This window comes from Paraburkholderia tropica, from assembly GCF_014171495.1.
Taxonomy (GTDB): domain Bacteria; phylum Pseudomonadota; class Gammaproteobacteria; order Burkholderiales; family Burkholderiaceae; genus Paraburkholderia; species Paraburkholderia tropica.
Genome location: NZ_CP049136.1, coordinates 1,240,722 through 1,265,621 on the forward strand (window position 1 = coordinate 1,240,722; position 24,900 = coordinate 1,265,621).

General features: G+C 65.4%; 21 protein-coding genes. 8 read left to right on the forward strand and 13 right to left on the reverse strand.

From position 1 onward, the window contains the following. Window positions 1–27: 27 nt before the first annotated feature. From G5S35_RS29070 to G5S35_RS29110, 9 genes are all read right to left on the reverse strand, one after another. Complete coding sequence (locus tag G5S35_RS29070; RefSeq protein WP_183039621.1) at window positions 28–966, reverse strand: 2-hydroxyacid dehydrogenase; 939 nt, start codon at window positions 964–966, stop codon at window positions 28–30. Window positions 967–1,052: 86 nt separating this feature from the next. Then, a complete protein-coding gene (gene gabT / locus G5S35_RS29075; RefSeq protein ID WP_183039622.1) occupies window positions 1,053–2,345 on the reverse strand; it encodes a 4-aminobutyrate--2-oxoglutarate transaminase in 1,293 nt (430 codons plus the stop codon). A gap of 66 nt (window positions 2,346–2,411) precedes the next feature. Continuing rightward, on the reverse strand, window positions 2,412–5,417 hold the full coding sequence (locus G5S35_RS29080) for an FAD-binding and (Fe-S)-binding domain-containing protein (RefSeq protein ID WP_183039623.1): 3,006 nt from the start codon (window positions 5,415–5,417) through the stop codon (window positions 2,412–2,414). A 190-nt stretch (window positions 5,418–5,607) separates the two neighbouring features. Continuing rightward, complete coding sequence (locus G5S35_RS29085; RefSeq protein ID WP_124263350.1) at window positions 5,608–7,089, reverse strand: NAD-dependent succinate-semialdehyde dehydrogenase; 1,482 nt, start codon at window positions 7,087–7,089, stop codon at window positions 5,608–5,610. Window positions 7,090–7,143: 54 nt separating this feature from the next. Further along, on the reverse strand, window positions 7,144–8,835 hold the full coding sequence (locus tag G5S35_RS29090) for an ABC transporter ATP-binding protein (protein WP_183039624.1): 1,692 nt from the start codon (window positions 8,833–8,835) through the stop codon (window positions 7,144–7,146). Beyond that, window positions 8,836–9,831, reverse strand: a complete 996-nt coding sequence (locus G5S35_RS29095; RefSeq protein ID WP_080180153.1) for an ABC transporter permease — start codon at window positions 9,829–9,831, stop codon at window positions 8,836–8,838. It abuts the gene before it with no gap. A gap of 36 nt (window positions 9,832–9,867) precedes the next feature. Beyond that, a complete protein-coding gene (locus G5S35_RS29100) occupies window positions 9,868–10,824 on the reverse strand; it encodes an ABC transporter permease (RefSeq protein ID WP_074987636.1) in 957 nt (318 codons plus the stop codon). A 73-nt stretch (window positions 10,825–10,897) separates the two neighbouring features. Further along, entirely contained in the window at window positions 10,898–12,517 is a 1,620-nt protein-coding gene (locus G5S35_RS29105) for an ABC transporter substrate-binding protein (RefSeq protein WP_183039625.1), read from the reverse strand. 59 nt (window positions 12,518–12,576) lie between these two features. Continuing rightward, window positions 12,577–13,869: an NAD(P)/FAD-dependent oxidoreductase gene (locus G5S35_RS29110; RefSeq protein ID WP_183039626.1), complete on the reverse strand. Its 1,293-nt coding sequence runs from the start codon at window positions 13,867–13,869 to the stop codon at window positions 12,577–12,579. A gap of 403 nt (window positions 13,870–14,272) precedes the next feature. Between G5S35_RS29110 and G5S35_RS29115 the strand changes: the two genes are divergently transcribed. Together G5S35_RS29115 and G5S35_RS29120 are read left to right on the forward strand one after the other, a co-directional pair. Continuing rightward, on the forward strand, window positions 14,273–15,166 hold the full coding sequence (locus G5S35_RS29115; protein ID WP_074987633.1) for a GNAT family N-acetyltransferase: 894 nt from the start codon (window positions 14,273–14,275) through the stop codon (window positions 15,164–15,166). Window positions 15,167–15,199: 33 nt separating this feature from the next. Then, window positions 15,200–15,694, forward strand: a complete 495-nt coding sequence (locus tag G5S35_RS29120) for an Lrp/AsnC family transcriptional regulator (protein ID WP_065065067.1) — start codon at window positions 15,200–15,202, stop codon at window positions 15,692–15,694. 85 nt (window positions 15,695–15,779) lie between these two features. On the opposite strand, the gene G5S35_RS29125 is transcribed toward G5S35_RS29120, so the two are convergent. The 4 genes from G5S35_RS29125 to G5S35_RS29140 all read right to left on the reverse strand — a co-directional run bounded on the left by G5S35_RS29125 (window position 15,780) and on the right by G5S35_RS29140 (window position 18,401). After that, entirely contained in the window at window positions 15,780–16,136 is a 357-nt protein-coding gene (locus tag G5S35_RS29125) for a cupin domain-containing protein (protein ID WP_074987632.1), read from the reverse strand. Between the two features lie 20 nt (window positions 16,137–16,156). Further along, complete coding sequence (locus G5S35_RS29130; RefSeq protein ID WP_183039627.1) at window positions 16,157–16,855, reverse strand: HAD family hydrolase; 699 nt, start codon at window positions 16,853–16,855, stop codon at window positions 16,157–16,159. Next, window positions 16,852–17,271 (reverse strand): helix-turn-helix domain-containing protein, encoded by a 420-nt coding sequence (locus G5S35_RS29135; protein ID WP_183039628.1) that lies wholly within the window; start codon window positions 17,269–17,271, stop codon window positions 16,852–16,854. Before G5S35_RS29135 ends, G5S35_RS29130 begins: the two co-directional genes overlap by 4 nt. Window positions 17,272–17,441: 170 nt before the next feature. Then, entirely contained in the window at window positions 17,442–18,401 is a 960-nt protein-coding gene (locus G5S35_RS29140; RefSeq protein WP_074987629.1) for a LysR family transcriptional regulator, read from the reverse strand. 99 nt (window positions 18,402–18,500) lie between these two features. On the opposite strand from G5S35_RS29140, the gene G5S35_RS29145 reads away from it, so the two are divergent. From G5S35_RS29145 to G5S35_RS29170, 6 genes are all read left to right on the forward strand, one after another. Next, complete coding sequence (locus tag G5S35_RS29145) at window positions 18,501–19,577, forward strand: ABC transporter ATP-binding protein (RefSeq protein WP_074987628.1); 1,077 nt, start codon at window positions 18,501–18,503, stop codon at window positions 19,575–19,577. Between the two features lie 66 nt (window positions 19,578–19,643). Beyond that, the gene (locus G5S35_RS29150; RefSeq protein ID WP_065065062.1) at window positions 19,644–20,354 is read left to right on the forward strand and encodes an HAD-IA family hydrolase; all 711 of its coding nucleotides are present in this window, start codon (window positions 19,644–19,646) and stop codon (window positions 20,352–20,354) included. Between the two features lie 2 nt (window positions 20,355–20,356). Next, the gene (locus tag G5S35_RS29155; protein ID WP_183039629.1) at window positions 20,357–21,691 is read left to right on the forward strand and encodes an NAD(P)/FAD-dependent oxidoreductase; all 1,335 of its coding nucleotides are present in this window, start codon (window positions 20,357–20,359) and stop codon (window positions 21,689–21,691) included. Window positions 21,692–21,735: 44 nt separating this feature from the next. Continuing rightward, the gene (locus tag G5S35_RS29160) at window positions 21,736–22,605 is read left to right on the forward strand and encodes an ABC transporter permease (RefSeq protein ID WP_237181568.1); all 870 of its coding nucleotides are present in this window, start codon (window positions 21,736–21,738) and stop codon (window positions 22,603–22,605) included. Then, a complete protein-coding gene (locus G5S35_RS29165; protein WP_074987625.1) occupies window positions 22,602–23,411 on the forward strand; it encodes an ABC transporter permease in 810 nt (269 codons plus the stop codon). Before G5S35_RS29160 ends, G5S35_RS29165 begins: the two co-directional genes overlap by 4 nt. Window positions 23,412–23,453: 42 nt before the next feature. Then, a complete protein-coding gene (locus tag G5S35_RS29170) occupies window positions 23,454–24,884 on the forward strand; it encodes an aldehyde dehydrogenase family protein (protein ID WP_074987624.1) in 1,431 nt (476 codons plus the stop codon). Window positions 24,885–24,900 lie beyond the last annotated feature (16 nt).

Here is a 24,900-nt window from a genome sequence, read left to right on the forward strand (position 1 = left end):
GGGATCGTGATGCGTCGTCCTTGAAACTCAATAGCCGAAGTCGGCAGCGTAGACGTGTTCCAGTGCTTGTCCCGCCCGGTCGGCCAGAATCGCCTTGACGACCTGGCGCGCCTTGCTCTCGCGCGACACGGCCGAAGCGATGTGCGAACTCAGCCACAGTTTCGGGTGTTGCCACAGCGGATCGTTCGGCGTTAGCGGTTCGGGGTCGAACACGTCGAGAAACGCGCTGTGCAGATGTCCGCTATCGAGGCTGGCCACCACGGCCTGAATATCGACCTGAGGCGCACGGCCCACGTTGATCAACGATGCGCCACGCGGCAGCGCGGCCAGAAAGCGGCGGTCGATCAGATTGCGTGTGGCCGCCGTATCGGGCAGCAGATTGACGACGATATCTGCATTCGCCACGCACGCGTGCAGGCCGTCATCGCCGGCAAAGCTTTCGCACTGCGCAATCTGTTTGGGCGTGCGCGACCAGCCTCTGACGCGAAAGCCATTGGCCGCAAGACGCAGCGCGCACGCGACGCCCAGATTGCCCAGACCGAGAATCGCCACGGTGGTCTCGCTTGCACGCCGACCGACGAGACTTTCGTCCCAGCGGCGCGCCGTTTGTGCGTCGCGCAGCGCGGGAAAGTCGCGCACGATGGCATAGGCGCACGCCGTGACGAAGTCGGCCATGCGCTCGCCGGTTTCGGGCGTCACCATCCGGACGATCGGCAGATGCGCGGGCACCGAAGGATCGCGCGTAATGTGGTCCACGCCCGCTGCGCTGCTCAGGATGACACGCAGCGCGGGAAATTGCGCGAGCCGTCCGGGCGTCGGCTCCCAAACCATCGCGTACTCGACCCTGGCGGGATCGAGCTCGGGATCGTCCCAACCGACGATTTCCAGTTCGGGCAACAGCGACCGGTAGAGCGATCGCCATTCCGGCATTGCTGCCGGGCCGCCCGATTTGACGACCATTAGCATGAGTAGGTCCTTTCGAAATGCGCCTGAATTCGATCGTGAATCAGGCGTCAGCCTTTAATAACACGTTGCGCGGCGCAAGCGTAGTCTTAGCGGAGTTTCGCCGATACCTTCGTCACCGCATTGCGCAGGATTGCCAGCGCTTCATTGACGATCGCATCGCTCACGGTCAGCGGCGCGAGCAGACGCAACGTATTGCGGTGCACGCCGCATTTGATCACCAGCAGACCGTCTTCACGGCATTGATCGATGACGGCCTGGGCGAAGTCGGCGTCGGGCTGGAACGGGTCGCTGTTGCGCACGAATTCGAGCGCGGCCATTGGGCCGAGACCCCGCACCGTGCCGATCGCCGCGTGGTCGCGCGCGATCTGTTCGAGACCGGCGTGAAGCTTCGCGCCGAGCGCGCGGCCCTTCGCCAGCAACTGTTCTTCTTCGAACACATCGAGCACCGCGAGCGCCGCCGCGCAACCGAGCGGATTGCCGCCATACGTGCCGCCCAGGCCGCCAGGCAGCGGCGCGTCCATGATCTCCGCACGGCCCACAATACCCGAAATCGGCAGACCGCCCGCGAGACTCTTCGCAACCGTGATGACGTCGGGTTGAATGCCGAAGTGCTGGAAGCCGAACATCTCGCCGGTGCGTCCGAAGCCCGCCTGGATTTCATCGCAGATCAGCACGATCCCGTGGCGCGTCGTCAGTTCGCGCAGCGCCTGCATGAACTCCTTGCCCGCCGGGAGAAAGCCGCCGTCGCCTTGCACCGGCTCCAGAATGATCGCCGCGACGCGGTCGGGCGCGATCTGCGTGGCGAACAGGTCTTCGAGCGAGCGCATCGCATCGGCCGCGCTGAAGTTGCGGTACGCGTCGGGATAGGGCGTGTGATAGACCTCGCCCGCCATCGGACCGAAATTCTGCTTGTACGGCGCGCTCATGCCGGTCAGCGTCGAGCCGAGCAGCGTGCGGCCGTGGAAGCCGCCGCGGAACGCGATCACGCCCGGCACCTTGCGCCACGCACGCGCGACCTTGATTGCGTTTTCGACGGCTTCCGCGCCCGTCGTCGAGAAGAACGACTTGTAGTGTGCGCCGTTTCCCACGAGCGTATTGAGGCGCTCGGCCAGTTGTGTGTAGACCTCGTAGCCGACCACCTGGAAGGCCGCGTGCGTGACCTTCGCGAGTTGCTTCTGCACGGCGTCGATCACGCGCGGATGGCTATGGCCGATGTTCTGCACGCCAATGCCGCCGACGAAGTCGATAAAGCGGCGGCCTTCGACGTCCCACAGTTCTGCACCTTGCGCGTTCTCGACGAACAGCGGATGCGCGGTGACGACGCCGCGCGGCACGTGATGCTGGCGATGTTCGATCAGGGATTGATTGTCGCGGGTCATGTCAGGTTCTCTCTGGTTTGTTTGATACCGTATTCGGACGGTGTTGAGCAAAGGTAGATCAGGCCGTTACGCGGGTTCGTCGGTGGGGGTACGCACGGGCGGGTTCGCGCTGGCGATGGCTTCTGCAAGATGCTGTGCAAGATGCTGCGCCGTGCGGCCGGTGAGCTTGCCAATCTGCGAGCGGCAGCTGAAACCGTCGGCGACCACGATGGCGTCGTCGGGCAGCGCGGCGAGCTTCGGCACGAGTTCCTTTTCGCCGACCGCTTTCGCCACGGCGGCGGTTTTGTGGTGATAGCCGAATGCGCCTGCCATGCCGCAACAGCCGGTATCGAGCACTTTCGCGCCGAGGTTTTTCTCCGCGCCCGCGCCGCCGCATGCACGCTGATGGCAATGCGTGTGCACATGCACAGATTCTGCGCGAGAACCTTCGCCAGGCAACGTCGATGGAAGATTCAGCCCGTTTTTCTGGGCATATTCTGCAACGGTGATGCACGCCGACGACAATTTGCGCGCGAGTTCGCCGGCCTCGGCATCATGGCCGATCAACGCCAGCATTTCGTCGCGGAACACGGAAAGACAACTCGGTTCGAGAATCAGCACGGGCACGCCGGCGGCAACCGGCGCGCGCATCATCTCGACGATATCGAGCAGGTTCTTCTTCGCCTCGTCGAGCAGGCCGACGTCGTAAAGCGGACGCCCGCAGCAGACATGACGCGGCGTGAGGCGCGGCGTGCCGCCTGCGGCTTCGACCACGCGCAGGGCGGCGTCGAGCACGGCGGGCGAGAAGCCGTTGTTGAACGTGTCGGTCCAGACCACGACGTCCTGTGCGCCAAAGCGCGTGGGCCACGGCGCGATCAGCTTTTTCGCCGCCGGCGTGTCGCGGAAGGCCTGCGAAGCAATGGCGGGAAACGCCGCGCCTTCAGCCAGGCCAAAGCGCTGCGATGCCTTTTTGACGAGCCTGTTGCGCATCGCGCCGTTGACGAGTCCGCTTACGCGCGTGGCAACCGGCAGCCATGCGCCGATCCTGCCGACCGCCGCATCCATCAGCGGACGGCGGCGCGTCTTGTAGTAGCGATGCAGAAATTCCGCGCGGTACTTGGGAATATCCACGTGCGTCGGGCAATCGTTTTTGCAGCCTTTGCACGAGAGACACAGATCCATCGATTCCTTCACGGCTTCGGCGTCACGCGTTTCGTCGATCACCTCGCCGTTGAGCATTTCGAAGAAGAGGCGGGCGCGTCCGCGCGTGGAATTGCGCTCCTCGCGCGTCGCCTTGAAACTCGGACACATCGTGCCGCCGTCCATCGAGCGACATTTGCCCATGCCGATGCAGCGCTCGGTTTCGCGCCCGTATCCGCGTTCTTCGAGTGTGTCGACGGGCGCGTCGTTGCTGGCGGGATTTGCCGCCATCGGATACGTGAACATGCCCTTCACGTTCCCCTGGCGATACTGCGGACCCATGCGCAGGTTCTCGTCCACCAGCATCGCGTCGATCAGCTTGCCGGGGTTCATCAGCCCTTGCGGATCCCACAGCGCCTTGAATTCGCGGAACGCCTGCATGAGGCGAGGCGTGTACATCAGATGCAGGAATTCGCCCTTGGCCTGGCCGTCGCCGTGTTCGCCGGACAGCGAGCCCTGGTACTTGACCACGAGCTTTGCGGCTTCCTCCAGGAATGCGCGCCAGTCGCGCACGCCGCTGGCGGAGCGCAGATCGAAGGTGATGCGCGAATGAATGCAGCCATCGCCGAAATGGCCGTACAGATTGGTCTTGTAGCCATAGCGCTCGACGAGCGCCGTGAATTCGCGCAGATATGCGCCGAGCAGTGCGGGCTCGACGGCGGCGTCTTCCCAGCCGACCACCGGGTCGGGCGCGGCGGGATCGCGCGACAGCGAGGTCGCCGACGCGCCGGTTTCGCGGATCGTCCACAGCCGGTTCATCAAGGCCGCGTCTTCGACGAAACGCACGCTCGGCTGTTGCGGGAAACGCTGCGCCGCGTCGGCCATCGCGCGCGCCTGGGCGATCGCGGCGTCGCGCGTGCTCGCGCCGAATTCGACCAGCAGCCACGCGTCGCCGGCGGGCAGTTCGGCGATGTCGTCGAGCTTGAGCCCCAACGCCTTGAGGCCACCGACGATGCCTTGGTCGAGCCCTTCCATCGCAATCGCACCGAGCGGCAGCAGATGCGGCACGCTGTCCGCAGCATCGAAAATGGTATCGAAGCCGAGCACGACGAGCACGCGCTCGGGCCGACCTTCGACGAGCGTGACCTGCGCGCGCAGCGTGGTGGCGAGCGTGCCTTCGCTGCCGACCAGCGCGCGCGCGATATTGAAACCGTTCTCCGGCAGCAACTGATCGAGGTTGTAGCCCGAGACGCGGCGCTTGAGTTTCGGAAAGCCCGCGCGGATATCGTCCGCATAGCGCTCGGCGAGTTCGCGCAGACCCTTGACGATGCGCGCGCGTTCGCCACCGGCTGCGAGATGCTCGGCGTACGCGGCGTCGTCGGTCGGGCCGACCCAGAAGCGCGCGCCGGTCGCGGTCAGCACGTCGAGGCGTTCGATGTTCTCGACGGTCTTGCCCGCCATCACCGAATGCGCGCCGCACGAGTTATTGCCGATCATGCCGCCGAGCGTGCAGCGGCTATGCGTGGCGGGATCGGGACCAAAGGTCAGACCGTGCGCGGCCGCGGCTTTTTTCAGCTGATCGCAGATCACGCCCGGCTGCACGATCGCGTGACCCGCTGCGGCGTCGATCGATTCGATCGCGTGCAGATACTTCGAATGATCGATACAGATCGCTGCGTTGACGGCCTGGCCGCACATCGACGTGCCCGCGCCGCGCGGCAGGATCGCCACGCCGAGTTGCGCGCACAGTTCGACGGTGGTTTCGAAGTCGTCGATCGTGCGCGGAATCACGACGCCGATCGGCGGCTGGCGATAGTTCGACGCCTCCGACGCATACATCGCGCGCGTGGCCGGATCGAAACGGATCTCTGCCGTGGTCTGCGCGCCGAGTTGCTGACGCAGCATCAGCATCTGGTTGAGATCCGGCGCGCCGGAGGTCTTGGGTCGTGTCATGGAGCGGGTTGCGATAGGTGGCCGGTTCGGCGTTTTCCACTGAGAAAAAACAGCACGTGAAGCAGTATAAAAATGGCGGCAGTTCACAAAGAATTGAAAACGCCCCTTGCCACAGCACCCCGTATCGAAATGAGCGGTCGAAACAGCAGAATGCACAGCGCCGCCGTTCGACCGCTCATCGCGAGAATGCTCAGTCGAGTTGACCCTGGCAGACGTACTTGATGTGCATGTATTCCTCGATGCCGTGCGTCGAACCTTCGCGGCCGTAACCGGAGTCCTTTACGCCGCCGAAGGGCGCAGATTCGGCGGCGAGCGCACCTTCGTTCACACCGACGATGCCGCTTTCGAGCGCATCCGCGAGACGCCAGATGCGGCGCACGTCCGTCGAATAGAAGTAGGCGGCGAGGCCGAAGGGCGTTGCGTTCGCCTGTGCGATCACATCGGCTTCGGTGTCGAAGCGCGTGATCGGCACGACCGGGCCGAAGGTTTCTTCGCACGAGCAGTCCATCGACGGCGTCGCGTCGATCAGCACGGTCGGCGCGAAATAGTTCGCCGAGGCGCACTGTTCCGACTGCACGCGCGTGCCGCCCACGATCACTTTCGCGCCGTTTTCCACGGCATTGCGCACGTGGCGCTCGATCTTGTCGACCGCGCGCGCGTTGATCATCGGGCCGATCTGCGAGGCGGCGTTGGTGGCCGGACCGACGACGAGCGCGCCCACGCGCGCGGCCAGTTTGGCAACGAAGGCGTCATGCACGCCCGCCTGCACGTAGACGCGGTTCGGGCACACGCAGGTCTGTCCGCCGTTGCGGAACTTCGAAATCATCAGACCTTCGACGGCGGCGTCGAGATCGGCATCGTCGAACACGATGAATGGTGCGTTGCCGCCGAGTTCGAGCGAGAGCTTCTTGAGCGTGTCGGCGCTGCGGCGCGCGAGATGCTTGCCCACGGGCGTCGATCCGGTGAAGGTGATCTTGCGCACACGCGCGTCGTCGAGCCAGACGTCGACCACGGCGGGCGTGTTTTCGCGCGAAGCGGTGACGATGTTCAGCACGCCCGCAGGCACGCCGGCTTCTTCGGCGAGCTTGACCAGCGCGAGCGACGTGAGCGGCGTGTCTTCGGCGGGTTTGCAGACGACCGTGCAACCGGCGGCGAGCGCGGGCGCGATCTTGCGGGCGATCATCGCGGCCGGGAAATTCCACGGCGTGACGGCGGCGATCACGCCGACCGGTTCGCGCAGCGCATACATGCGGCGGCCCGGCACGGGCGCGGGAATGATGTCGCCGTTCGTGCGCGTGGCTTCTTCGGCGAACCATTCGACGTAGCTCGCCGCGTACAGCACTTCGCCCTTGCCTTCGGCGAGCGGCTTGCCCTGTTCGCGCGAAATCAGTTTGCCGAGGTCTTCGGTGTGCGCGACGATCAGATCGTTCCAGCGCTTGATGATCGCGGCGCGCTGCTTCGCCGGGACCTTGCGCCAGGTGGCGAATGCGTTGTGCGCAGCGTCCACGGCGCGCTTCGCGTCTTGTGCGCCGCTGTTGGGGACTTGCGTGAACACGGCGTCGGTGGCCGGATCGCTGACCGGGAACGTGCTGCCGTCGACGGCTTCCACCCAGGCGCCGTCGATGTAATTGCGGCCCGGGAGCAGGGAATCGTTGCTGATGCTCAGAGACATGTTGCTTTCCTTGATCTCGTGAAGAGTGAGGGTATGAGGTCGCGGCTTGTAGCGTTACGCGACGGTTTCGGTCTTCGGCAACTGGACTTCGTCGATCCAGCCGCGCCGCAGCTCAGGCACTGAGCGCGAAAGTAGTTCGTAGTACGGATGATGTGGACCGCGATCGTAATCTTCGCGCGCGACCTGCGTCACCTTGCGGCCATGCTGCATGACGACGATTTCATCGCAGATCGCACGCACCGTATGCAGATCGTGGCTGATGAAGAGATACGACACGCCGAGGTCTTTGCGCAGATCGGCCATCAGATCGAGCACGGCTGCGCCGACGACCGTATCGAGTGCCGAAGTGACTTCGTCGCACAGCAGCAGATCGGGTTCGGCGGCCAGCGCGCGGGCAAGGTTGACGCGCTGCTTCTGTCCGCCCGAGAGCGCAGCCGGTGGGCGCTCCATCAGCGTGCGGGGCAGGCGCACCATGTCGAGCAGTTGCGCGATGCGCGTGCGCAGCGCCTTGCCCTGAAGGCCATGATAGAACTGCAGCGGCCGCGCCAGAATGCGCTCGATGGTATGCGCGGGATTCAGCGCGGTATCGGCGATCTGGAACACGATCTGGATACGGCGCAGCTCGCCGCGGCTGCGCTGATCGAGCTGCGGCGACATGGTCTTGCCGTCGAACGCAATGCGGCCTTCGAACGGTGCGATCAGACCGGCCACCGCGCGTGCGAGCGTCGTCTTGCCGGAGCCCGACTCGCCGATCACGCCGATCGCCTGCCCGCGATAGAGCTTGAGATCGACCTTGTCGAGAATGCGATTCTGCGGGCGGCCCTGCGCGTCGAGCGGACCGTAGCCCGCGCAAAGCGCGTCGATCTGCAACAGCGGTTGCGGGGCGCGGCGCGTGCCTTCGGGGTCCGTGCGCAGCAGCGGGGCGTCGGCGCGCGCGTGGACCGCATCGTCGGGTGCATCGGCGTGACGCTCCTTCGGGCGCGCGGCGGCGAGCAGGCTGCGCGTGTAGTCGTCGGCGGGCGCATGCAGAATCTGATCCGACTCGCCGTATTCGCGCATCTTGCCGTGGCGCAGCACGAGAATATGATCGGCCACCTGCGCGACCACCGCCAGATCGTGGCTCACATACACGGCGCTGGTCTTGCGCTGCTGCACCACGCGGCGGAACGCGCGCAGCACTTCGACCTGGGTCGTCACGTCGAGCGCCGTCGTGGGTTCGTCGAGAATCACGAGATCGGGGTCGGTGATCAGCGCCATCGCGGCCATCAGCCGTTGCAACTGACCGCCCGACACCTGATGCGGATAACGCGCGCCGATGGTTTCGGGATTCGGCAAGGCGAGTTCGCGGAACAGTTCGACGGCGCGTTTTTCGGCTTCGGCGCGCGGCATCGTCTTGTGGATGCGCGCCGGCTCGACCACCTGATCCATAATCGTGCGCGACGGATTGAACGATGCCGACGCGCTCTGCGCGATATACGTGACCACGCGGCCACGCAGTGCGCGCTGGGCGGCGACATCGAGCGCGGTAACGTTGCGCTCGCCGACATTGACCACACTGTCCGGCGCGATCGCGCAACCGTCGCGCGCGTAGCCCATCAAGGCGAGCGCCGTGGTGGTCTTGCCGGAGCCGGATTCGCCGATCAGGGCGAGCACCTGGCCCGGCGCGATATCGAATGCGAGGCGATCCACCAGCACGGATTCGCCTGCCATGATCGTCAGGTCCCTGACATGAATTGCCGCGCCCATTTAGCGTGCCTCCCCATCGGTCGTGGCGGCGATCTGCGCACGACGCGAAGCGTTGAATTGTTCGTTGAGCTTCGCCTGGCGACGTGCATCGCGGCTCGCCTTGCGCGCACCGCCCGGCAGGTTGTCGATCACGAGATTCACGGCGATCGTCAGGCTCGCGATGGCGAGCGCCGGCGCGATCACGGCGAGTGCGCCCTCGGCGAGTCCGTCGAGGTTTTCGCGCACGAGCGAGCCCCAGTCGGCGTCGGGCGGCTGGATGCCGAGACCGAGAAAGCTCAGGCTGGCGAGCAGCAGCACGACGTAGACGAAACGCAGCCCCAGATCCGCGAGCATCGGGCTCAGGATGTTGGGCAGGATCTCTTGCAGCATGATGTAGGCCGTGCCTTCGCCGCGCGTGCGGGCGACCGCCACATAGTCCATCGCGTGAATGTTGACGGCGAGCGAGCGCGCGATGCGGTACGCGCCGGGCAGGTAGATGATCGCGGCGGTCGCGGTCAGCATGACGGTCGAGGAGCCGAACGCCGCCACCATGATGAGCGCGAACATCTTGCTCGGAATCGCCGTGAGCGTATCGAGCGTGCGGCTCATGACGGCGTCGAGCTTCGGGCCGCCGACGATCGCCAGCAACGCCAGCGCGGTGCCCACGCCGCTGGCCAGCAGCGTCGCGATCAGCGCGAGTCCCACGGTATAGCGCGCGCCCATCATCACGCGATCGAGCATGTCGCGGCCCAGATAGTCGGTGCCGAGCAGATGGTGCGCGCTCGCGCCCGCGAAGATCTGCACGTTGTCGGTCGATGCGCTGGCGCCGTCGCCGGCCAGCGGACCCGCGATCGCGGCGGCGATCCATACGAGCACGATCGCGAGGCCGATCCAGCCCGGCACGCCGAGTCCGCTCAGCGTGCGGCGCAGGTGAATGAAACGCGGGTGCGCGCTCAGGTCGGCGGCGGCGTCGGCCGGAGGCGGCGCGAGTTTGCCTTCAGAGGTCGATTGGGTCATCTTGGTGAGCTCCACAAACGAAAGGGTGAGGTCGCGTTAGCGGTGGCGCAGACGCGGATTGCCCAGAATTCCGCAGACGTCGGCGAGCGTGACGAGGACGAGGTAAGCGAAGCAGAAAATCATCGCGCAGGCCTGCACGACCGGCATATCGCGCTGACTGACGCTGTCGACCATCAGCTTGGCAATGCCCGGATAGTTGAAGACGGTCTCGATGATGATCACGCCGCCGAGCAGGTACGAGAGGCTCAACGCAACGGCATTGGCGATCGGTCCGATCGCATTGGGCAGCGCGTGGAACATCACCATGCGGAACGACGTGGCGCCTTTGAGCCGCACCATCTCGATGTAGGGTGCCTTCAACTGATCGATCAGCGCGGCGCGCGTCATGCGCACCATCTGCGCGACGATCACGCAGCACAGACACATCACCGGCATCGCCAGCGCGCGCAGCACGCGGCCGAACGGCGCGCCATCGTCGAGATAGGCGAGCGCCGGCAGCCATTGCAGCTTGACCGCGAAAAGCAGCACGGCGAGCGACGCAACCAGAAACTCCGGCACCGAGACGACTGCAAGCACGCCGACGCTGACCGTGCGATCGAACGCGCGGCCGCGCAGCACGGCGCACAGAATGCCGAGCGCGAGCGCGATCGGCACGGACACCAGCGTCGTGATGCCGGCGAGGAGCAGCGAATGCGACAGGCGATCGCCGACGAGGCTCGCCACGCTCAGATGCGTGAGCATCGATTCACCAGCATGGCCCGTGAGCATGCCGGTCAGCCAGTGCCAGTAGCGCACGGGCGCGGGCACATCGAGGCCCATTTGCGCGCGTAGCGCCGCGACGGCTTCGGGCGTGGCGTCCTGGCCGAGCTGCGATTGCGCGGCGTCGCCGGGCAACACCGCGGTGATCGCGAACACGATGGCGGAGATCGCGAGTAGCGACAGAACGGCAGCGCTCACGCGGCGCGCCAGCAGGCGAACAATCACAGTGTTCATATCGGACACCCCTCAAATGGACCGCTCGCCGCCCATCCCTGCGATAGGCGGCGAAGTGTGCTTCGATTGCGGATCAGGCGGACAGCCATACGTGCTCGCCGAACGCGTAACCCATCATGCCGCCGAGCGGAATCGGCGACAGGCCCTGCAGCTTGTTGCTGTGGCCGTCGATGGTGGCGAGGAACAGCGGAATGCCGATACCGGCGTCGCTGCGGATCATCGTCTGCATGTCGGCGTAAATCTGCTTGCGCTTCGCGACGTCCATCTCGGCGCGCGCCGAGAGCAGCAACTGGTCGAACTTCGGATCTTTCCAGCGCGACTCGTTCCACGGCGCATCCGACTTGAAGAACTGCGTGAAGAGCGTGTCGGCGTTCGGGCGCGGATTGACCGTACCGAAACCGACCGGCGCGCTCAGCCAGTAGTTCGACCAGAAGCCGTCGGCGGGCATGCGCTTGACGTCGAGATTCAGGCCGACCTTGCGCGCGGTCTGTTGCAGGATCAGCGCCATGTCGACCGAATACATCGCGGCGGGCGACGCGACCACGGGAATCGGCGTGCTGCCGAGATTGGCCTTGGCGAGGTAGAACTTCGCCTTGTCGAGATCCATCTGCGTTTGCGGCAGGCCCGGCGTATAGAAACGGTTGGTCGGATCGATCGGCTGATCGTTGCCGGTGACCGCATAGCCGAGCGCGATCGACTGCTTCATCAGGTTGCGGTCGAGCAGCAGTTTCATGGCCTGCACGAAGTTCGGATTGGTGCCGGGGCCGGTATCGCGATGCATGATCAGATCGGTGTACTGACCCGACTGCGTGACGAAGACGCTCGCATTCGACGAGCCTTTGACGCGCGCCACCGAACGCGGATTGATCGACGCGACCAGATCCATGTCGCCCGAGAGCAGTGCGTTGACACGCGCGCTTTCGTCGCCGATGCCGACGAATTCGATTTCGTCGAGATACGGCAGGCCGGGTTTCCAGTAGTTCGGATTCCTGACGACGATCGAGCGCACGCCTGGCTGGAAGGTCTGCAACTTGAACGGGCCGGTGCCGATGCCTTTCGTAAAGTCGGTCGTGCCGTCCTTGACGATATGGAAGTAGAACGTGCCGAGAATCACCGGCAGGTCGGCGTTCGGCGCGGAGAGCGTCACCGTGACTTCGTTCGGGCCGGTTGCTTTCACGCTGTCGATCTGGTCGGCGAGCGTCTTGGCCTTCGACGCGACGGCCGGGTCCTTGTGGCGCATGATCGAGTAGACCACGTCGGCGGGCGAGAGCGCCTTGCCGTCGTGGAAGGTCACGCCCTTGCGCAACGTGAAGACCCACACGCGCGCGTCGGTCGTCTTGAACGACTCGGCCAGAGCGGGGCGCGGCGCGAGCGTGCCGTCGAGTTCGACGAGGTTGTTGTACAGCATCGTGCCGCGGCAATAGTCGGTTTTGTTCGACTGTTTGGCGGGGTCCAGCGTGTCGTTCGCCGAGCCGTTGTCGCCCGCGACGCGAATCTTGCCGCCCTTGCGCGGCGTTTGCGCGTACGCGGCGCCCGCCACGCCGTCGAGCGTGCCGGCCATCGCGAGCTGCATGCCGCCCGCTGCGAGCAGGCGCAGCACGTCGCGGCGGGTTGCGCCGTGCTGGAGCGCGCCGATCAGACGATCCGATTCCGGTGCGCCAACGAGAGTTTCGAGTTTTTTACGTTCAGACATGGCTACACGTTCCTGGAGGCAAAGTCATGGTTGAAAACGGAATTCGCTTGCGCGGGTCGTCAGGCAATGGCGTCTTTCATCTTGTAGTAGAGGCCGATCAACGGCAGGAACCACGGCGGCCCGAAGTGGCCCGGCACCGCCGGCCAGTCGCGCCCGGCCCACGGATTGGCCGCGCGCTCGCCGAGCATCGTGCGGGCGATGCAGCGGCCCGTATGCGTGGACATCTGCGTGCCGTGGCCGCTGAAGCCCAGTGCGTAAAACATGCCGTCGCGCTCGCCCGCGTGGGGCAGCCGGTCCTGCGTCATATCGACGATGCCACCCCAGCAGTGCGTGAGCGGCACGTCCGCGAGTTGCGGAAAGGTGGCGAGCAGCCCTTCGCGCAGGATCTCCCCGCTGGTGGCATCGGACTGCGGATTGGACACCGCGAAACGCGCGCGGCCGCCGAAGATCAGCCGGTGATCGGGCGACACGCGGAAGTAGTGATGCAGATTCGAGGTCGTGACGTAGGTACGGCGCTCGCGCAGCAGCGCGCTGGCGCGTGCTTCGCCGAGCGGCGCGCTCGCCACGATGAAGCTGCCGATCGGCACCACGCGGCGGCGGATCCAGCCGAAGCTGCCGTAATTGCCGTGGCGCGTTGCGCCCGTCGCGAGCAAGACCTTGTCGGCTTTCACGGTGCCGCGTGCGGTCTGCACGCGATAGCCGTGCGCCGTCTGCGCGATGCGCTCCAGACGCAGCGCCGCCGTGCGCGTATGAATCTGCGCGCCCGCGCGGATCGCGGCATCGGCGAGTCCCTTGCCGAAACGACCCATGTGCATCTGGGCGCTTTTTTTATAGAGCAGACCGCCGTGATAGCTGTCGCTGTTCACCTCGGCGCGCACGGTATCGCGGTCGAGCAGTTCGATGTCGGTGTCCACGCCATCGGCGATCAGCCGTTCGTAGCTGCGCGCGAGCGTGTCGTAATGCGCCGGACGCGACGCCAGTTTCAGCTTGCCGTGACGCATGAAATCGCAGTCGATCGCTTCTTCGCGCACGATGCTGTCGACGGTATCGACGGCGGCGTCGTAAAGCTGATAGAACGCGCGCGCTTTGTCCGCACCGATCTTCGCGGCCAGCGCCGCGTAATCGACGGCGAGCCCGTTGTTCACATGACCGCCGTTGCGGCCGGACGCTTCAGCGACCACGGTGTCGTTGGCTTCGAGCACCACCACGCGCGCGCCGGCGCGGGCCAGCGTTAGCGCGGCGGAGAGTCCGCAGAATCCTGCGCCGATCACGACCACGTCGGCGCTCGACGGCAGCGCCGCGGCGTGCTCCGTCAGTTCGACACCTTCCTTCCAATACGAATCGAGTTTCATCGACTAATGCGATCTCCAGGGTCATCCAGATTCAATCGACGCATCGTTCACGCGGATCGGCTTGCGTTTTCGGCGTGGCGACAGGGTCGGGCGGTCAGTGACCGCGCGGGTGATGAACAGTGCTGAAATTGAATCACGCCAAAACAGAGGCTTCGCGTCGTATTGACCGGTTCGCACAGGCGGAACTGCGGTTTATGGGGGCTCGACAGCATTGTTTGCCGTGCGGCGAAAATGACGTCGCGCCTGCTCGCCGATTCAGCAGCGAGTCGAAAAAATGCGCGAGTTTGCTATTGAGGTTTGTGCTAATGGACGGCGTTTTCACGCAAAAAAACAGGTGGCGTTTTTCCTATCGCGTGCAAATTCCGGCGAGTGATCATGGGGCAGATACAACCATTCGACCTTCATGAACGATTCGAACCAACATGAGCGGGTAGACGCCGCGCGCTTTTCGCTGCGCGATCTGTGCGAGGCGGATTTGCCCGTCGCGCAGCAATTCTCGGAAGAAGCAGGCTGGCCGCATCGGCTGAGCGACTGGCAGTCGTTGAGCGCGCTCGGAATCGGCCGCGTGGTGATGTGCGACGGGCAGATCGCGTCGCTCGGGCAGATCTTCGTGTGGGACGAGCACGCGGCTTCGATCAGTCTGCTGGTTTCGGACGCGGCGCATCGCGCGGGCGAGGCCGAAGCCGTCTTGCTGCGCGATCTCCTCGAACGCGCGGGCACACGCGGCGTGACGGTGCATGCGTTCGGACACTGGCGCCACGCGGTCGAGCGCCTCGGCTTTCGCGAAAGCGGCGCGGTGCTCCAGTATCAGGGCCGTCCGCGTTCGGCGCCGCTGATCGCCCTTCCTGCGGGCACGCGTCTGCGTCCGGCGAATCACGCGGATGAAGCCGCGCTCTGCGAACTGGACGCCCGCGCCAATGGCATGCGGCGCGAACGACTGATCGCCGCGTGGCTCGATCAGCACGTTCAGGCCATCGTGCTCGACAGCGAATCGTCGGATGAAGGCATTCGGGGTTTCGCCTTCCTGCGCCGCTTCGGGCGCGGCCTGCTCATCGGTCCGGTCGTCGCGTCGGAGCCGCAACTGGCGCAAGCGCTGATCGCGCATCTCTGCGGCAAGGCCGCCGGCAAATTCGTGCGCCTCGACGCGGTCGAACACTACGCGGTGCCGATCGGCGCTTGGTTCGAAAGCCTTGGGTTGACCTGCGTGAATCGTGTCCCCAAAATGACATTCGGCGACGCCGCGCATGGCGCCGCCGACCTGCACACCTTTGCCGTTGCTGCTCAGGCTCTGGGTTAGACGACCCGTATCGGAACATTAGGGAACCGCGGTATGAGTACAAATATGCAGCTGGACCGACTGGATTTGCGGATCCTGAGCCAGCTTCAGAATAACGGGCGCATGACCAACGTGGATCTGGCCGAAGCGGTCGGGTTGTCGGCGAGTCCGTGCCTCAACCGGGTCAAGCGCCTGGAGCAGGCGGGTTTTATCAGCGGATACAGCGCGCAGATCTGCATGGAGAAGATCGGTGACATCCTGACCGTGTTCACGGAAGTCACCTTGTCCGACCATCATCGCGAGGATTTCATCCGCTTCGAAAAAGCCGTCAAGGAACTCGACGAAGTGATCGAATGTCATCTGGTGAGCGGCGGCTACGATTATCTGCTCAAGGTCGTGGCGCGCGGCGTCAATCACTATCAGGAAGTCATGGAAGGGCTGCTGGAGCGCAACGTCGGCATCGAGAAATACTTCAGCTATATCGTGATCAAATCGCCTTTCATCAAGACGCATTATCCGATCGAGAAAGTCTTTGGCGGTAAAGTCTGAGTATGCCGTGACATACGATGCGCTCTCGCGATGAGAGCGCATCGTCATTCAAATGCTACGAAGTCCGAATCAATATTAATTAATATTAGTTATCGGCCATGACGACATAGACCTTGCGCAGCGGGGTCTTGATATCCCAGACGCCGGTGGTGTTCGCCGGAAAAAACAGCGTGTCGCCTGCCTTGATCGCGCGCGCTTCGCCGCCGGTCGGCGTGAACGTGCATTCGCCCGCGAGAATGTGCATGACTTCGGCATTGGCCAGATGACGCGAGAAGCGTCCCACTGACACCTCCCACAGTCCCGAGCGATTGTCGCCCGAGCCTTCGAGCGGCACTTCCAGCGTCTGCGTCGTGCAGGCCGGTTCGGTGAGCGGCGCGCCCACCGCGCCCGCGGGCGTGAGGTCCTGGCATTGCGCGCTTTGCGAAAGAATGGTGATCGGCATGATGTGATCGTGCGTCCCGTTTATTGGCCGGCTTCCACGGCATCGGCGAGTTGCGCGAGTGTGTGGAAGTGGTAGTCGGGGACCGTGTGAGCGGACTCGATCGTGCCGCCCGAGCTGGGCATGCCATGACGGCGCTCGATCCAGCAGCTCGTGATGCCCAGCTCGCGGGCGATGCCGATGTCGTGATACTGGCTCTGCGCCACGTGCAGATTGTCTTCCTGGCGGAAGCCCCAGGCCTGTTCGTAGCGACCGCGCGCGTACGCGAAATAGCGCGCGTCCGGCTTTTCGCACAGCGCGTCGTCGCAGGCGAGCAGCATCGAGAACGGCTCGCCGAGCGTCTTCGAGAAATGCGCGAGCGCCCACGTTTGCGCGTTCGTCATCGTCACCAGCTTGAAGTGCTGGGCGAGGCGCTTGAGTGCTTCAACGGAGTCCGGAAATGCGGGCCATTCCGAGACCGAATCGCGAAAGCCTTTTGCGACCTCGTCGCTCTCGGGCAGGCCGAGGCGCGGCGCGATCAGCTTCCAGCACAGTTCGAGATCGTCGGGATACCAGATCGTGCCCGCGCGCTTGCGCGCCTCGCGATAGGCGGCGAGGAAATCTTCGTCCGAGACTTTGGCGTCGCCGGCCACCTGATGCAGGTAGTTCAGCATGCCGCGCTCGAAATCGATGAGGGTACCGACGACGTCGAACGTCAAGACTTTGAAGCGTTTCAGACTCATGTATAGCTCGCGGATGAAAGGGAAGAGAAGAGAGCCGACGTGTCGCCGGTGTGATGTTGCTGAAACTGTTTGGGGCTCATCCCGCAGCTCGCTTTCATGCTGCGCGACAGATGACTCTGGTCGTAGAAGCCCGACGCCTGCGCGGCGTCGACGGGCGTGACGCCCTGGCGCAGCAGGTTCTGCGCATGCCCAACCCGAACGCGCGTCACATAGCGATGCGGCGATTCGCCGGTCAGTCCTTTGAAGATGACGGTGAAGCGCCACATGCTGAGACAGGCGCGTGCGGCCAGCGCCGCGACGCTCAGATCGCTGGCGGGGCTGGCGTGAATCTGCGCAATCGCGAGTTCGACGCCCGCACGCGTGCGCAAGCCGTTCAGCGCGCGCGTGCCGCCGGTGCGGACGCAAGATGCGTTCATGGCTGCAGCGTTGGCGGCGCTCGCTGCCTGAGCAAGGTCGGACATGAATTTCATAGTGGAGAGCTTACGATTGCTCGTGCCACCGAAAAAACTCATTTGCCCGCGTCAGGCAGTATCAAATCGCGATGACGGAGGGCGGCTCCGTAGAAAATGCGGGGGCAAGCGGGGCATCACGTCGTACAAGAAAGCGCCGCGGCGAGCCCGAGCGACGGATACGCGCTGTCGACCGCGGCGAGGTCGGCGCGCATCTCGGCCAGCAGCCAGTCGCGCACTTCCGCGACGATGGGCCGAAGCGGTCGTCCCGGCGCCCACGACAGGCAGCACAGCCGGTTCGTCACCTGCAGTTCGTCCACGGCGGGCACCAGCGCGCGTTGCGCGAGCCAGTGCATCACGACGTTGACCCAGCCGAGCGCGAGGCCCTGACCGAGCAGCGCGGCCTGCACGACGATGGCGTAATCGTTGAAGCTCAATACGCTTGCCGCGCGCCGCGTCTCGTTCGCGAACGCTGCGAAGCGCGCGTGCCAGCCGCGTTCCTCGTCGTCCATGACGATCACGGTGTCGCCGTGCGCCAGCCAGTCGACGCCGCGCGCGAGTTCCTGATAGTGCGGATTGCAGACGGGCAGCAGCACCTCAGGCATAACCCTGATGCTGTTTTCCCCCATTTCCGCTTCGTGCAGAAAACGCATGCCAAGATCGACGTCGCCGAGCGGGCCGCCGATCCGGCCCGAGATCAGCTGAAAGCGCAGATCCACGGAAGGAAACGCCTCGTTCAGGCGGCTCATGCGCGGCATCAGCCAGTGCGTGGTGAAGGCGGTCGACACCGACAGCGTGACCGGCTCGACGCCCGTCGCGCGGGCCTCGATATCGAGAATCGCTTCCTCGATGCCGTTCAGTCCCTCGGAAATCTTGCGGTACAGAATGCGGCCGTTCTCGGTCAGCTCGATGCCGCCATGGACGCGCTCGAACAGCCGCACGCCGATGTGATCCTCCATGCGCGCCAGCATGCGGCTCACGGCGGGCTGGCTGACATAGAGCTCCTGGGCGGCGCGCGTGAAGTTCCCGCAACGCGCCGCCGCCTCGAAGACGAACAGCGCGTTGGCGCTCGGCAGTTTTCGGCGAAGGTTTGGCATGACCTGATGTTATGCCTGATCCAACAATTCGGGAATTGCCGCCAAAAAAATCGCCGCCTATTCTTGGTTGAACACTGACTGAAAGGCGGGAGCACGACGATGGACGCACGAGTAAAGGCAGGCGTATCGATTCGATCGGCGGTCAAACGTTATGGCCATGTCGTCGCGCTCGACGATGTGTCGCTCGACGTCGCTCAGGGGGAATTCGTCTCGCTGCTCGGGCCGTCCGGCTCGGGCAAGACCACCTTGCTCGGGATTCTCGGCGGTTTCGTGCAGCCGTCCAGCGGCAGCGTCTGGGTCGGCGAGCGCGACATTACATTCGCGCCGCCGCACAAGCGCGACATCGGCATCGTGTTCCAGAACTACGCGTTGTTTCCGCACATGACGGTGGGCGAGAACGTCGCCTTTCCGCTGCGCGCGCGCCGCGAGCCGAAAGCGGGCTGGGCCCGCAAGGTCGCCGACGCGCTGGCGATGGTCGAATTGCGCGGCTACGAGGGCCGGCGCATCAGCGAACTCTCGGGCGGCCAGCGCCAGCGCGTCGCGCTGGCGCGCGCGATGGTGTTCGAACCGCAACTGATCCTGATGGACGAACCGCTGTCCGCGCTCGACAAGCAATTGCGCGAGACGATGCAGATCGAGCTGCGCGCGCTGCATCGCCGGCTTGGCGCGACGATCGTCTATGTGACGCACGACCAGCGCGAGGCGCTGACGATGAGCGATCGTGTCGCTGTCCTGAAGAATGGCAAGCTGGTGCAGATCGACACGCCCGAGCGCCTGTACGACCGGCCCTGCAATGCGTTCGTGGCGAGCTTTATCGGCGAGGCGACCTTGCTGCCCGTCACGCGCGCGGGCGACGACGCGGTGCGCCTCGGCGATGCGGTGCTGCGCTCCGCCGAACCGCTGCCGGACGCCGACAAACTGCTGCTCGCGGTGCAGACCGAGAAGCTCGTGATCGACAGCGGCGACGCCGCGCCCGACGCCAACCGCCTCTCGGCGCGCGTGACCGAAGTGCTGTATCAGGGCGAGAGTCTGCGCGTGTTCGCGAAGCTCGCGGACGGCACGTCGCTCAGCCTGCGCCAGCCGGGCAATCACGATGCGCGGCATCGGATTCCTGCGCCCGGCTCTCCCGTTTCCGTCGCCCTCAGTCCACGCGACACGATCGTCGTACCGGCGTGACCGTGCGGCGCGATCGCCGCGCATGCCGTCTTTCCAGCCAACCGCAACGCAATCAAGGATCCATTCATGAAGCTCACCGATTTCAAGGTGCTGACGTTCGACGTCGTCGGCACGCTGATCAACTTCGAACAAGGCGTGCTGACTTCGGTTCGCCGCCTAGGCGGTCCGGCCGCGAAGGATCTGACCGATGACCAGATTTTCGCGCCGTATCTGCGCGGCCGGGCGAAGTTCTACGGCCGGTCGAGCCACGAAATGGCCAACGTGTGGCTGTCGCTGGCCGCCGAACTGGATCTGCCGGGCGATGCGACGACGGCCGCCGCGTTCCAGCGCGACGTGCTCGACTGGCCGGCGTTCGAGGATTCGGTCGAGGCGCTGAAGCGGCTGCGCAAACACTTCCGCCTCGTCGCGATGACGAACGCCGACCGCGTCGCGCTCTCCGCGTATGCGCACACGCTCGGCGATCCGTTCGACGACACCGTCTGCTGCGACGAAACCGGCGTGGCCAAACCCGATCCGCAATTTTTTGCCTATAACCGTGGCCGCCAGGCGGCGTTCGGCTACAAGTTCGGCGAAATCCTGCACACGGCGCAGAGCCAGTATCACGACATCGGCATTGCGACCGAACTGGGTTATTCGACCTGCTGGATCGAGCGCCGACGCGGCCAGGCCGGTTTCGGCGGCACGCCGGAGCCGGAAAAAGTGACGACGCCGACGTTCTGCTTCCCGACGCTCGCGGCGCTCGCCGACGCCGTCGAAGCCGAACTCTGCGCGGCCTGACGATGCTCGCGCCGCCCGTTTCGACCTCGCCGCAGCCGGATTCGCTCTGGCGTCATCTGGCCGGCGAGGCCGGTTCGTTCGACGCGCCGGTCGGCGCGGGGCCGCTCACGCGCGATCTGCAGGTCGATGTCGCCGTGATCGGCGCCGGTTATTCCGGCCTGTGCGCCGCCCATGCGCTCCATCAGCGCGGCGTGTCGTGCGCGGTGCTCGACGCGAATCCGGTCGGGTGGGGCGCGAGCGGGCGCAACGGCGGCGTCGTGTCGTCCAAGTTTCGCCCGTCGTTTTCGGCGATCGCCAGCGCGCACGGGCTCGACGTTGCGAAGCGCATGCATCGTCTCGCGCACGACGGCGTGCGCACCGTCGAGGCGCTGTTGGAGGAATGCGGCATCGCGCGCGCGCGGTTCGAACGCACCGGCAGTCTGCGCTGCGCCCACACCGAGCGCGCGCTCGCGTCGATCGTCGCGGAAGCCGAGTGGGTGCGCGCATCGCTCGGCGACCGCTCGATGACCGTGCTGTCGCGCGAGGCAGTGCGCGCCGAAACCGGCTCGACCGGTTTTGTCGGCGGCGTGCTCAGCGCCGATGCGGGCACGATCCTGCCGCTCGAGTACGTGCTGGGCATCGCGCGCTCGCTCGCGGCGCGCGGCGTGCCGATCCACACCTCGACGCCCGTGCTCGCGATCGACCGCGCGCCCGGCGTCGCGGGCGTCACGCTGCGCACGGCGGGCGCGACGGTGCGCGCGCGGCAGGTGATCGTCGCGACCAACGCCTATTCGGACCTCACGCCCGCGACCGACGCCATGCGTCGCGAGCTGGTGCCGTTTCGCAGCGCGATGATCGCGACCGAACGTCTGCCCGCCGCGCTCGACGCGAAGCTGATGACGCAGCGGCGCAGCTATACCGAAACGCGCCGCATGATGAAGTGGTTCCGGCGCGCGGACGGTCGCATGCTGTTCGGCGGCCGCGACGCGTTCGGCAAGGAAGGCCAGGACACCGGCTTCGAGGCGCTGCGGCGCGCGATGGTCGGACTGTTTCCGGATCTCGCCGATATTCGCGTGGAGTTCCGCTGGTCCGGTTATGTCGGGATGACCTTCAATGCGCTGCCGCATGTCGGCCGCGCGGACGACGCGACGGTGTTCTGCGTCGGTTATAACGGCGCGGGCGTGGCGATGGCGAGCCTGATCGGCCAGCACGCGGCCGCGCTCGCACTCGGCGAGACGCCCGATCTTGCGCTGCTCGCGCAGGACGGGCTGCGTCCCGTGCCGTTCCACGCACTGCGTGCGCCAGGTGTCAGACTCGTGGCCGCGTGGTACCAGTTCCTCGATGCCATGGGGGCATGATGACGACTGCCAGAGCGTTTGTTTCAGACTCCGGATCCGCACCGATGCAACACGACGAGACCGACGCGGCGCGGCACCATCAGCGCCGAGAAAACCGCACGATGCTTCTGCTGATGACGCCGGCGCTGGCCGTCGTCGTGATTCTGCTCGTCGTGCCGCTCGCGTGGCTGTCGTGGCAGTCGGTCCGCCAGGACGGCGGCTTCACGCTCGCGAACTACTATCGCGTGTTCAGCGGCACCTATCTCGACACTTTCCTGCTCACGTTCAAGCTGAGCCTGATCGTGACGGCCGCGACGCTGCTGCTCGGCTATCCGGTCGCTTATCTCGCCGCGTCGGTGCGGCCGCGCTTCGCCGCGCTGATTCTCGGCATGGTGATCCTGCCGTTCTGGACCAGCGTGCTGGTGCGGACTTACGCGTGGCTCGTGCTGTTGCAGCGCACCGGCGTCGTGAACAAGCTGCTGCTGGCCTTCGGCCTCGTCGATCGCCCCGTTCAGCTCGCCTACAACGAGTTCGGGACGATCGTCGCGATGGTTCATATCCTGCTGCCGTTCATGGTGCTGCCGCTGTATTCGGCGATGCAGAAGATCCCGACCAATCTCTCGCAGGCGGCCGCGAGTCTCGGCGCGACGCCGCTGCACGCGTTCCTGCGCGTGTTCCTGCCGCTCTCGCTCGGCGGCGTGGTCGCGGGCGTGACGCTTGTTTTCGTGCTGTGCCTCGGCTTCTACATCACGCCCGAGCTGATGGGCGGCGGCAAATCGATCATGGTGTCGATGGTGGTGAGCCGCAACGTCGAAATCTATAACAGCTGGGGCGCGGCGAGTTCCGTGTGCGTCGTGTTGCTGCTGTGCGTGTTCGCGATCTTCTACCTCGCGAGCCGCGTGATTCCGCTCGACAAGACCCTGGGGGCGAAATGAGACCGAACCCGTTCGTGCGCGGCGCGCTGATCGTGCTGGTGGTGTTGATCCTCGCGTTCCTGATGATTCCGGTGCTGATCGTCGTGCCGATCTCGTTCTCCGACACGCGCTTCATGACGTTCCCGCCGCCCGCGTTGTCGCTGCGCTGGTATGCGTCGTTCTTCGGCAATCCTGAATGGCTGTCGGCCGCCCGCGTGACGCTGATCGCTTCGCTGTCCGCCGCGTGCATCGCGACGCCGGTCGGTGTGGCGGCCGCCTACGCGATCGAGCACGGCGAGCATCCGCTGATCCGCCCGCTGAAGACCGTGCTGATGCTGCCGATGATCGTGCCGATCATCATCGTCGCGGTGGGCGTGTTCTTCGTCTATTCGAAGTTCGGCTACGTGAACACGCTCGGCGGTCTGATCATCGCCGATTCGATGCTCGGGCTGCCCTACGTGCTGATTTCGGTCGGCGCCGATCTGCGCTCGTTCGATCACGCGCAGGAAATGGCGGCGCGCAGCCTCGGCATGAACCGGCTTCGCAGCTTTCTGACTGTGACGCTGCCGCAGATCCGTTCGAGCGTGATCTCCGGCGCGGTGTTCGTGTTCATTCAGGCGCTCGACGAAACGGTCGTCGCGCTGTTCGTGTCGGGCGGCGACAACCAGACGCTCACGCGCCGGATGTTCGTCACGCTGCGCGACGAAATCGATCCGACCATCGCCGCGATCAGCACGATGCTGACCGCGCTGACGCTTGCGCTCGTGCTGCTCGTGGTCGTCAGCCGTCGCAGCGGTCAGCGCCAGCTGCAGCCGGCGCGGGCCTGAAGCCGACCGGGTTTGAACCACTTTCCGCGACCGGAAACCGACATGACAGACAATGCCCTGAAGTTCTATATCGACGGCGCGTGGGTTGCGCCTGCCGCCAACGCGCGCCTGCCGGTTATCGATCCGTGCACCGAACTGCCGTTCGCCGAGATCGCGACGGGCGATACGCGCGACGTCGATCGCGCGGTGGCCGCGGCGAAGCGCGCCTTCGAATCGTTCTCGCAGACGACGCCGGACGAGCGCGTCGCGCTCGTGCGCCGCGTTCTTGAGATGTACCTTGCGCGCTACGACGAGATCGCCGCGGCAATCTCGCGCGAGATCGGCGCGCCACGCGCGCTCGCGTACGAATGGCAGGCCGGGATCGGCCGCCGTCATCTGGAAGAACTGCTGAAGACCTGCGCGAGCTTCGTCTGGGAGCGCGACAAAGGCACCACGCGCGTGCGTTACGAACCGGTCGGCGTCGTCGCGCTGATTACGCCCTGGAACTGGCCGATCAACCAGATCGTCTGCAAGGTCGCGCCCGCGCTGGTCGCCGGTTGCACGATGGTGCTGAAGCCAAGCGAGGTCTCGCCGCTGAACGCGGTGCTGTTCGCCGAAGTGCTCGATGCGGCCGGCGTGCCGCCCGGCGTGTTCAATCTCGTGCAGGGCGACGGGCCGTCGGTCGGCGCGCCGCTGGCGGCGCATCCGGATATCGACATGGTCTCGTTCACGGGCTCGACGCGCGCGGGTATCCAGATCGCGCAACTCGCGGCGCCCACGGTCAAGCGCGTGCATCAGGAACTGGGCGGCAAGTCGGCGAACCTGCTGCTCGACGATGTCGATTTCGACGTCGCGGTGACGAAGGGCGTGAACGCCTGTTTCGGCAACAGCGGCCAGTCGTGCAATGCGCCGACGCGCATGCTGGTGCCCGCCGCGCGTCACGCGCAGGCGGTCGAAATTGCGCGGCGTGCGGCGCTCGCGCACAAGGTCGGTCCGGCGGATGCGCCGGACACGACGCTGGGGCCGGTCGTCAGCGAGGTTCAGTTCGGGCGGGTGCAGGCGCTGATCGACGCGGGCATCGCCGAAGGGGCGACGCTCGTCGCGGGCGGCGTGGGGCGGCCGGACGGGCTTGAGCGCGGCTACTACGTCAAGCCGACCGTGTTCGCCGATGTGACGCCCGACATGCGGATCGCCCGCGAAGAGATCTTCGGCCCGGTGCTGACGATCATCCCTTATCGCGACGACGAAGACGCGATCGCGATTGCGAACGACAGCCCGTATGGGCTGGCCGCGTACGTGCAGTCGGCGGACGTGGAGCGCGGGCGTCGCGTGGCGTATCGGCTGCGCGCGGGCAGCGTGTATCTGAACTATCCGGATTGGGACGCCGGTGCGCCGTTCGGCGGCTACAAGCAGTCGGGCAATGGCCGCGAGTACGGCGAATGGGGCATCGAATCGTTTCTGGAGGTCAAGGGCGTGGTGGGATACGGCGAGTGAAGTTGGCCGCTTGAAC